Origin of the sequence: Mesorhizobium sp. M7A.F.Ca.CA.004.12.1.1 (genome assembly GCF_003997835.1) — a bacterium.
GTDB lineage: Bacteria > Pseudomonadota > Alphaproteobacteria > Rhizobiales > Rhizobiaceae > Mesorhizobium.
Genome location: NZ_RZRK01000163.1, coordinates 1 through 9,617, shown reverse-complemented (window position 1 = coordinate 9,617; position 9,617 = coordinate 1). Strand labels below are relative to the sequence as shown.

Genomic DNA, 9,617 nt, shown 5'->3' with positions numbered 1-9,617 from the left:
CCGCTTCACAGCGCCAGGCTCTCCTGCTCCACCTCTTCGGCATTCGGATCTCCCGGTGCGGTGGCCCAGGCCAATTCGACCAGCGTCACGGTGCGCCAGCCTGTCCCGTCGAGTTGGCAGACGATGAGGCCCTGCTCCTCGATATAGGTCAAGAGGCGCCGGGCGCGGCGCAGCGAGTGCGAGCCGTAGGCGCGGGCGATCGCGGCGTCGCTCGGGCATGGCCAGCCCTCTTTCGCCGCACGGGCGATCATCATGAACACGCCCTGCATGTCGTCGGGCAGCAGCGACGCGCGGACGGAAACGTCCCGCCACGCGTCATCCTGCGTCGTCTCGGAACCAAGGCCGGCACGGGCGCGCGTCAGCATGCGGCGGAACTCCGGCAGGTCCGGCACGACCGACGCGAGGCCTTCTATGCGGCAGCGGACCACGAATTCCTGATAGAGCACCCCGATCACGCGAAAACCCGCATCGGGCTGCGCCAGGATGGCGCGCAGCACACGGTCGACGCGCTCACGACGCTCGGCCAGATCCTCGGCGCTGATTTGCGGCTCCGCCGGCTCGGGGCGCATTTCCAGTGCCGCCGATTTGGCCGCCATCAGCTGGTCGAGCAGGTCCGGCGACGCCGGGCGGCGCGGCGTGCGCACCGTCTCGGGCGGCGGCGCCGCCAGGATGATCGCGCGTGCATCTTCCAGCGCGGATTCCGGCATTGCCATGAGCCGCGGCGTGCCGTTGCGCGGGCTGGTGTCGGTCGGGCCGATGCGCAGCCCCAGCGGACGGCGCGACAGCGCCGGGCCGAGCGCCATGAACTGCCCGCGTTCCAGATCGCGGAACGCTTCCGCCTGGCGTCTCTCCATGCCCAAAAGATCGGCGGCACGCGCCATGTCGATATCGAGGAAGGTGCGGCCCATGAGAAAATTGGACGCCTCGGCTGCGACATTCTTGGCGAGCTTGGCCAGCCGCTGGGTGGCAATGATGCCGGCCAGCCCGCGCTTGCGGCCACGACACATCAAATTGGTCATGGCGCCGAGCGAGAGCTTTCGCGCTTCGTCCGACACCTCTCCGGCCACCGCCGGCGCGAACAGCTGCGCCTCGTCCACCACCACCAGCATTGGGTACCAGTGGTCACGGGCGACCTCGAACAGCCCGCCGAGGAAGGCGGCGGCACGCCGCATCTGGTTCTCGGCGTCGAGCCCTTCGAGATTGAGCACGGTGGAGACGCGATGCATGCGCGCCCGCTCGCCGGCCGCCTGCAGGCCGCGCTCGGTATGCTGCTCGGCATCGATCACCAGATGGCCGTAACGGTCGCCCAGCGAGACGAAGTCGCCCTCGGGATCGATGATGGTCTGCTGCACCCAGGGCGCGCTCTGCTCCAGCAGGCGCCGCAGCAGATGCGACTTGCCGGAGCCTGAATTGCCCTGCACCAAAAGGCGAGTCGCGAGCAGTTCCTCAAGATCCAGCTTCGCCGGGGCGCCCGCGGTCGTCTGTCCCATCTCGATCGCAACGGTCATCTCGACTCAGGCGCTCCTTTCGCAGACGGGCTTATCAACTGGGTCACAGCCCGTCGAGCGTGCATGACCGCCTGCGGCGTGTTGCGCACAACTGTGCAGGCACCGCCTGGAGGGGTCATCAGCCGATGCCTGGCGCAAACTTTGGGTTGACCCCTTCGGACCACGAGGCGACACTCCACCCAACGCTACGAGTGCGAGGAGGAATGCGATGGACGAGCCCGAACGGTGGCGCCACATGTCGACGGCGCCAAAGGATGGCAGCCGCATCCTGGTCACGGTGCGTCCGTCCGAACAGGGACCGGCGGAAGTAGACCTTGCCTATTGGTCGCGTGCCGACCAGTTCGCCTCGGAAGGCTGGCGCGCGTCGGACTCCTCGCCCGGGCGCGTCATCGAATATGCCGACCCGGAACTGAAGTGCTGGATGCCGTTGCCGACGGCAAACCTCAGCCGCGCGTCCATGCCAGCGCCCTGGGAAGGCGAAGACGCCCAGCAGCTGGATGGGTCCGGGATTTAAGCGCGCGGAGAGGCCGGAGATTGGCCAATCTCCCCTCGTGCGGGAGATCGGCAGCTTCGCGGTCGGCAGTCCTCAGAACAGGAACGCGGCCGTGGCGGGGTTGGGCCCGTTGCGGCCTTCGGGCGAATCCATGCCGCGGATCGTCTGCAGGTCCTGGGCATCCAGTTCAAAATCGAAGACATCGAAATTGGCGGCGATGCGATCCCTGCGGATTGACTTTGGAATGACGATCAGCCCCTCTTGGAGATGCCAGCGGATGATCGCCTGGGCGACGGACTTGCCATGTTTTTTGGCGATGCCTGAAATGGTCGGATCGCCGAGCAGCCGGCCGCTGCCCAACGGGCTCCAGCTTTCGATACGGATGTCGTGCTTGGCGTGAAAGTCCCTGACACCGCGCTGCTGGAACTGGGGATGCAACTCGATCTGGTTGACGACGGGCGTCACGCCGGTTTCCGCGATGATCCGCTCCAGATGGTCCTGGTTGAAGTTCGAAACGCCGATGGACTTGATGCGGCCGGCCTGCCGGAGTTCGACCAGCGTCTTCCAGGCCTCGACATATTTGTCCTGGCTGGGCACAGGCCAGTGGATCAGGAACAGGTCGATCTGCTCAATGCCGAGCTTGGCCATGGTGTCATCGAAGGCGCGTAGCGCCGCATCGCGCTGGTGTGCGCCGTTGCGCAGTTTCGAGGTGATGAACAGCTCAGCCCGCGACACGCCGGCGCTGCGGATCGCCTCTCCGACCCCTTCCTCGTTCTGGTAGCCTTCGGCGGTGTCGATCAGACGATAGCCGGCCTCGATGCCCCAACTCACCACCTCGGCGGTAATATCCTGGTCGACCTGCCACACGCCAAGGCCGAGCTGGGGAATGGCGGAGCCGTCGTTCAATGCAATCTGTTCGGGCATGATGGGCTGTCCAGGCATGGGGGGATCCTTTGCAAAGCGGGTCCGGGCGGTCTGCCCGGTGCACAGCCTATCTAGGTCCGACAGGATGCGACGACCAGCCGACAGCGGACAAATTGCCGTGTGAAGTGCGCCTGCAAGTGTGACTTCGGCGTCGGCCGCATCCTCACCGCGGCCGGCGCACCGCCCTCACCACCCCGGCGGATGTGCTGCCGCAATAGAGGCGGTCGCCGCCATCGGATTCCAGCCCCGACACGCCCATGCCGGCCGGCATGTCGAGCTTCTCGAGAACCTTGCCTGATCGCGGGTCGACGCGGCGCAGGTCGCTCTGGTCGCCTTCCCAGGTGGCGTGCCACAGCTCGCCCTCGACCCATGTCACCCCGGTGACGAAACGGTTGGATTCGATGGTGCGCAGGATCGCCCCTGTCTCCGGGTCGATCTGGTGGATCTTGCGTTCGCGATATTGCCCCACCCAGAGCGTCCCTTCGGCCCAGGTCAGCCCGGAATCGCCGCCGCCGCCCGGCGCCGGAATGGTCGCCAGCACCTGGCCGGTATCAGGGTCGATCTTCTGTATCAGGTCGTCGGCAAGCTGGAAGAAGTGCTGGCCGTCCCAGGCGGTGCCGGCATGCGCCGCGACGTCGATCGAGCGCAGCGCTTGGCCGTTTTCCGGGTCGAAGGCGTTCAGCTTCTCGCCCGAGGCGAACCAGACATTGTTGCCGTCAAAACTCACCCCATGCACCCTCTCCACATCTGGAAAGGGTCCGTATTCGCGCAGAATTTCGGCCGCTGACTGTTTCATGTCCTTGTCCTCACTGAGATGGTCTGATGTCCCCTACTAACCACTCGGCAGCGGCGCCGGGAGTAACAAGGTGGTCGTGAATCCCGCCACCGGCGGCGTCATCCAGCGGCGCGCCCGGCCGTGACCGAAAAACTGCACCTTGCCGGCCTCGCCAAGCTGCTCCAGCGCCCGTTGCACACTGCGTTGGCCGGTGCCAAGCGCCAGCGCCAACGCCGAACTCGCCCAGGATTCACCATCGGCAAGGAAAGCCAGCACCGCCGCGTGCCGCTCCTCGATCGGCCGCGCCAGCACCAGCACCTCGCGTGCCTGGCGCGGCGCCAGCGCGAAGCCCTGGCTGGTCGCGCCGATGTCGGCCAGGCCGCGCAATTCGGTGCGCAGCCGGCCGATCTCGACCCGCAGCCGTGCCCGGTGCGATTCATCGGCGTGCCTGCCGCCGAAGGCTTGCGCGATCAGCCTCGCCCTCGACACATCGCCTGGCCACGCTTCGGCGAGCGTACGGGCCAGCGCAAACAGCACCGGGCGCGTTGCCAGCGAGACCGTTTTCTCCTGTTGGCGCACGACATAGCGAAAGCTATCGACCAGCAATGCCGGCGACGCTTGCAACGCCTCGACGTCCTCAAGCAGCAACGAGCGCTGCTCGCCAGCCGCGATCAGCCGCGCCGCCGGTGTGTCCAGCGCCAGGAATGCGCGATCGACTTCAGCGATGAGCCCCGCAATGCCGGCCTGGCGGGCGGCGTGGCGTGCCCACTCCAACGCCCTGCGCGCCCGCTTCGTCTTGAGGCGCCGCATCGCGATGCCGGCGACGGCCAGCTCGTGGGCGGCGCGCGAGGCCGGCGGAAGCGGCATCGGATCGAGCCCGCCCAGCACGTCTTCGGCCTCGTCGAGACGGCCGATCAATAGCAGGCGGCGCACCTTGAGGTGGCCGGCATGCGCTGCGTTCAGCCGGTCGCCATGCTTTTCCAGCGTCGCCCGCGCCGCATCCAAAGCCTTGGCCGGCCAGCCGAGATCGCGTGAGACCAGCGCGATCTCGGCCTCGGCAACGACGCATCTCGCACGCGCAACCGCCTCTTTCGGGCCGAAGCCACGCGCGGCCCGCCGCAGCAGCGCCTTGGCGCGATCAAGATCGCCAAGTTGCGCCATGGCGATGCCGCGCAGCGCCAGCGCCGGCGGATCCTCGCGCAGGGCGACGCGATCCAGCGCGCCGAGCGGATCGCCTCCGGCCAGCGCCAGCGCCGCGGCGGTGATCAGCGAATCCATTCAAATCCCGTCACACTTGTAACTCCCACCCTTGTGCGTCGCCGCCCTAACTTAAATCCGTACCATGAACCGGCAAGCCGCATCGGCCAACTCTATCGGCAACGTGCGGCACGCCAAGGGAGAACCGACAATGCCAACCGACACTCCTCTCCATGACGCGGCCGAAGGCACCGTGAGGATGCGCCACCCCTGCTGCGACGGGCCGGCTCCTGCAAATCCCGTCACACTTGTAACTCCCACCCCCGCGCTTCACCGCCCTATTCTGGCTGACAGCAAGCGACAACAGACTGGCAAAGGAGACGACCAATGACCAAGCACATCGCAATGAAGACCCCGCCGATCGTTTCGAGGCAGGACTGGGAAGCCGCCCGCGAACAGATGCTGGTGAAGGAAAAGGCAACGCTGCGGGCCAAGGACGCATTGGCCGCCGAGCGCCGGCGCATGCCGTGGATGGAAGTCGACAAGGCCTATGTGTTCGAGGGGCCGAACGGCAGAGCGAGCCTGCTCGATCTGTTCGAAGGCCGCCGCCAGCTGATCGTCTACCGCGCCTTTTTCGAGCCCGGCGTGCATGGCTGGCCCGATCATGCCTGCCGCGGCTGTTCGCTGGGCGCCGACCAGGTCGGCCACCTCGCCCATCTCAACGCCCGCAACACCACTCTTGCCTACGCTTCGCGTGCCCCGCAAGCCGACATTGCGCGGCTGAAGCAGCGGATGGGCTGGCAGATGCCCTGGTACACAATCACGGACAGTTTCGACAAGGACTTCGGGGTCGACGAATGGCACGGCCACAACGTCTTCATCCATGACGGCGACCGCATCTTCCGCACCTATCTCATCAACAGCCGCGGCGACGAGGCGATGGGCACCGTCTGGAGCTATCTCGACGCGACGCCGCTCGGCCGCCAGGAAATTTGGGAGGATTCGCCCGAAGGCTATCCGCAGACCCCGCTCTATTCCTGGTGGAACTGGCACGACAATTACGACGCCGGGGCCGACAAGAAATGGGAAGAAGTGTCTGCTGCCGGCGAGGCTGCATTCCGCGACAAGGGCGAGCAGTAACGGTTGTTCAGTCTGGGTTCCTCTCCCCACTCCGTGGAGAGAGGAACCTGTCGTGGCTGGCATGATCATCAAGGATTAAGGCGATGAGCGATATCCATACCGGTGCCGGCAGCACGATCCCGGAAGCCGCAACCCTCGGGCTGGCCGACTGGCTTTGCCTTGCCGCGGCACCGACTTTCGCCGTGATGGCGCTGCTCACCTGCATCTTCAGCGGCGATGCGGCCATGCAGTGCATGGGCATCGACGCCTCGCCCCTCACGGGCATGGCCGCGATGTATCTGCTGATGAGCGCCTTTCATCTGGCGCCCTGGCTGCGGGTGATCTCAGGCCGGCAGGCCCGCTAGACCATTCCAATTCCAGACACCCCACACATCGGAGAAGACAATGAGACTGGTCAGGCTGAGAGCGCCGGGCGGCTTGGGCAATCTCGACCTGGTCGAGGAAGATCCGCCCCAGCCAGGGCCGGGCGAGGTTCTGGTCAGGATCCGGGCCTGCGCGTTGAACATGCGCGACGACTTTGCCGTGCAAGGCAAGATGCCTCTCGCCGACGGCCGCGTTCCGCTCTCCGACGGCGCCGGCGAAGTGATTGCCCTCGGCGACGGTGTCGATGCACTCAAGCCCGGAGACAGAGTCGTCAGCGTCTTCTATCCCTGGTGGCTGGGCGGTGACATGACGCCCTGCACCCGGCGCGATATTCCGGGAGACAGTTTCGACGGCTTCGCCAGCGAGTATGTCTGCATGCCGGCGCACGCTTTCACCAAGGCACCGGCAGGCTATACGCATGTCGAGGCGGCGTCGCTCACCTGCACGGGCGTTACTGCCTGGCGCGGCCTGGTTGTGTGCGGCAAGGTGAAGCCGGGCGACGCGGTGCTGGTCCTCGGTTCGGGCAGCGTATCGCTGTTCGCGCTGCAATTCGCCAAAGCCGCCGGCGCCCGGGTCATCGCCACCTCATCCGACGAGCAGAAGCTGGAAAGGCTCACGCGCCTCGGAGCCGACGCCGTCATCAACTACAAGTCCGTCCCGGACTGGGGTCGCAAGGCCAGGGATCTGACGGGCGGACGCGGTGTCGATCACGTGATCGAGGTCGGCGGACCCGCCACGCTGGCGCAGTCGATTATCGCCTGCCGCACGGGCGGTCACATCGCGCTGGTCGGCGTCCTGACCGGTTTTGCGGCGGAAGTGTCTATCCCTGCCCTGTTTTCCAACCAGATCCGCATCAGCGGCATTTCCATCGGCAGCCGGGCCGACCAGGAGGATATGATCCGGGCGATAGAGACTATCAGGCTGAAGCCCGTCATAGACCGCCATTTTCCGCTGCAGGACATCGCCACCGCCTTCGCGCATTACGAAACCCAAAAGCATTTCGGCAAGGTCTGCCTCGACGTTTGAGCGGCCTCCGCCAGCAGCACGATGAAGAGGACCGTCGGGTCCGCGCCTTCGTCGTGATCCTGCCTAGGTCGCGATGTCGTTGACCGGCATCAGGGGCTTGGGAAGATCGGCCTCGCCGAGCCCGCTGCGCAACTCGATCTCGATGTCGCGGCAAATCTGCGAGATCGGGACGTCGTTGGCGTTGCCCTCGAACGGGTTGGCGCTGCTTTCGCCGACCTGGTCGAGGGACATGTAAGCCCAGCCCAGCAGCGTGCTGAACGGGATCGTCAGCCAGATCGCGATCGACCCGAGCGCCCCACCCAATTTGCCCATATCGGCAAAGACGGGAACGACCCCGAACGGCAACAGCGTGCAGAAGATCATCACGAACATCGAACTGACGATGGCGTATTGCCGGGGATAGGGATTGTTCTTGATGCGATCGCAGCGCGCCTGCTGGTCATGGAAGTCGCGGATCAGCTTGGTCAGTTCGCCATAGATCTGAGGAGGGAGCTTTGTGTCCTTGAACAGCGCATTGACCTGGACAGATTGCAGTTCGAGCAGGGCTATCGCCGGCTGGGGCGATTTCAGGACGTCCTCGGCCTGTTCGGCGAGCAGCGGACGGAATTCGTCGGCGATCGAGCTCGCATCCTCATGGATGCGGTAGCGCCGCCGGTATTCGATATTGGCGGCCCGCGCCATGGATTCCCATGGCATCGGCCGGCGCAGGGAAAAACGCAATGCCGTCATCCAGGCGATGTGGCGATAGATGAGCTGTCTGGCCGTCGGCGCGTCAAGGAAATCCCTGCAGAAATTGGACCACAACCGGCTGCTGGCCGTAATTTGCGTAAAAGCCTGCAGCGCGTCGCTGCTGCGGGTGAACACCTGCGAATTCTTGAACCCGGCAACGAGTGACACGGTGGTGCCAAGCACCAGCACCACCGACCATGGCACCGAAAACCCGGCGATGCCTGGAAGACGGTAAGCCGCCACGGCCAGTCCACTCACCACCACCATGTAGATGACGCTGCGCCGCGACCACAGCGCGAAGTCCACTATTTTGTAGGAGCGGCCTACATACATCGGGTCCCCTCAATTTATCGACAGGTGTGGTTTTGCACGGGCGGAATCTCGTCGCCTCATTGTGCCTTTGCAGCCCCGAACCGCAACCCGTCCATCAACAGCTTGACCAGCCGGCGCGAGCGGTCGCGCCATTCGGGGGTGTCGGGCGCTGAGTAGATGCCGCCCAGCGCGTGCAGCACGTCGGAAGCGTCGACGTCGCCGCGGATGGTGCCGTCGGCCACCGCCGCCTCGACCAGCTGCCGCAAGGCTTGCGACACCCGGCCGAACGTGTCGGAAAACAGCGTCGAATTGGTGGTGAGCACAATGCGCAGGCTGGTCGCCAGGCCGCGCTTGGTGGCGATGTAGTCGACGAAGCGCTGCATCCACTGTTCCAGCGCGACATCGGACGGATGTTTCTGGGCAAGCTCGCCGGCGGCCGCGCAGAGCGCCTCCACCTCCCGGCGATAGACCACCTCGACCAGATGCTCGCGCGTCGGGAAATGCCGGTAGAGCGTGCCGATGCCGACGCCGGCGCGGCGCGCGATCTCCTCCAGCGAGCCATCGATGCCGCGCTCGGCAAAGACCGACACCGCCACCTCGACCAGCCGGTCGCGGTTGCGCCGCGCATCGGCGCGCAGCGGCTTCGCGTCTACGGCCTCGGCCTTCTGTTCTGTAATGGCGGACGGCTCGCTGGCCAATTTTTTCTCCACATCGTGTCAGGGGGCTTGAACCCGGCCGGTTCAGCCACCACGTATTAAACGGAGGCGCCTCCGTTTTAGTGGAGCACCTTTATCATATAATCAGGGGAACCGGTATGTCACGTCTTTCGAACACGCAAGCCGACATCTCCCCTGCCCGCCTGCCTCGCGGGAGATCCGCTGCCATCTCCGCTTTCGCCGTCAAGACCTGACCGAACGGTTACCTTGCCCTTCCGCGGCAAGGCACCAGTTCAATCCCATCCGCGTCAAGCAACTGGAGCCAGACGCCCATGACCAGCCTTCCCATCACCCTCACCATCAACGGCCACCGACACGAACTGGAGGTCGATCCACGCGTAACCCTGCTCGACCTGCTGCGCGAGCGGCTTGATCTCACCGGCACCAAGAAGGGCTGCGACCGCGGCCAGTGCGGCGCCTGCACGGTGCTGGTC

11 protein-coding genes are annotated in these 9,617 nt (G+C 65.5%); 5 read left to right on the top strand and 6 right to left on the bottom strand.

Features of this window, described 5'->3' with window-relative positions:
* Positions 1–5: 5 nt before the first annotated feature.
* On the bottom strand, positions 6–1,508 hold the full coding sequence (locus tag EN984_RS11310) for an ATP-binding protein (RefSeq protein ID WP_127272635.1): 1,503 nt from the start codon (positions 1,506–1,508) through the stop codon (positions 6–8).
* Between the two features lie 208 nt (positions 1,509–1,716).
* On the opposite strand from EN984_RS11310, the gene EN984_RS11305 reads away from it, so the two are divergent.
* Complete coding sequence (locus EN984_RS11305; RefSeq protein WP_013530714.1) at positions 1,717–2,022, top strand: hypothetical protein; 306 nt, start codon at positions 1,717–1,719, stop codon at positions 2,020–2,022.
* Between the two features lie 72 nt (positions 2,023–2,094).
* Here EN984_RS11305 and EN984_RS11300 read toward each other — a convergent pair whose 3' ends face one another.
* The 3 genes from EN984_RS11300 to EN984_RS11290 all read right to left on the bottom strand — a co-directional run bounded on the left by EN984_RS11300 (position 2,095) and on the right by EN984_RS11290 (position 4,978).
* Positions 2,095–2,925 carry an aldo/keto reductase gene (locus tag EN984_RS11300; RefSeq protein ID WP_164748795.1) on the bottom strand — a complete coding sequence of 277 codons (831 nt, stop codon included), beginning with the start codon at positions 2,923–2,925 and terminating at the stop codon, positions 2,095–2,097.
* A 163-nt stretch (positions 2,926–3,088) separates the two neighbouring features.
* A complete protein-coding gene (locus tag EN984_RS11295) occupies positions 3,089–3,721 on the bottom strand; it encodes a PQQ-binding-like beta-propeller repeat protein (RefSeq protein WP_127267443.1) in 633 nt (210 codons plus the stop codon).
* A gap of 36 nt (positions 3,722–3,757) precedes the next feature.
* A complete protein-coding gene (locus EN984_RS11290) occupies positions 3,758–4,978 on the bottom strand; it encodes a helix-turn-helix domain-containing protein (RefSeq protein ID WP_127267444.1) in 1,221 nt (406 codons plus the stop codon).
* Positions 4,979–5,284: 306 nt separating this feature from the next.
* Here EN984_RS11290 and EN984_RS11285 point away from each other — a divergent pair, with 306 nt between their 5' ends.
* From EN984_RS11285 to EN984_RS11275, 3 genes are all read left to right on the top strand, one after another.
* Positions 5,285–6,037: a thioredoxin family protein gene (locus EN984_RS11285; protein ID WP_127267445.1), complete on the top strand. Its 753-nt coding sequence runs from the start codon at positions 5,285–5,287 to the stop codon at positions 6,035–6,037.
* An 83-nt stretch (positions 6,038–6,120) separates the two neighbouring features.
* Complete coding sequence (locus EN984_RS11280) at positions 6,121–6,381, top strand: hypothetical protein (RefSeq protein WP_127267446.1); 261 nt, start codon at positions 6,121–6,123, stop codon at positions 6,379–6,381.
* Between the two features lie 40 nt (positions 6,382–6,421).
* Complete coding sequence (locus EN984_RS11275; protein ID WP_127267447.1) at positions 6,422–7,426, top strand: NAD(P)-dependent alcohol dehydrogenase; 1,005 nt, start codon at positions 6,422–6,424, stop codon at positions 7,424–7,426.
* Positions 7,427–7,489: 63 nt separating this feature from the next.
* Here EN984_RS11275 and EN984_RS11270 read toward each other — a convergent pair whose 3' ends face one another.
* Positions 7,490–8,488, bottom strand: a complete 999-nt coding sequence (locus tag EN984_RS11270) for a bestrophin family ion channel (protein WP_127267448.1) — start codon at positions 8,486–8,488, stop codon at positions 7,490–7,492.
* A 56-nt stretch (positions 8,489–8,544) separates the two neighbouring features.
* On the bottom strand, positions 8,545–9,165 hold the full coding sequence (locus EN984_RS11265) for a TetR/AcrR family transcriptional regulator (protein ID WP_127267449.1): 621 nt from the start codon (positions 9,163–9,165) through the stop codon (positions 8,545–8,547).
* A 290-nt stretch (positions 9,166–9,455) separates the two neighbouring features.
* Between EN984_RS11265 and EN984_RS11260 the strand changes: the two genes are divergently transcribed.
* On the top strand, positions 9,456–9,617 hold a 162-nt coding region (locus tag EN984_RS11260), incomplete at its 3' end, for a 2Fe-2S iron-sulfur cluster-binding protein (RefSeq protein ID WP_127383741.1).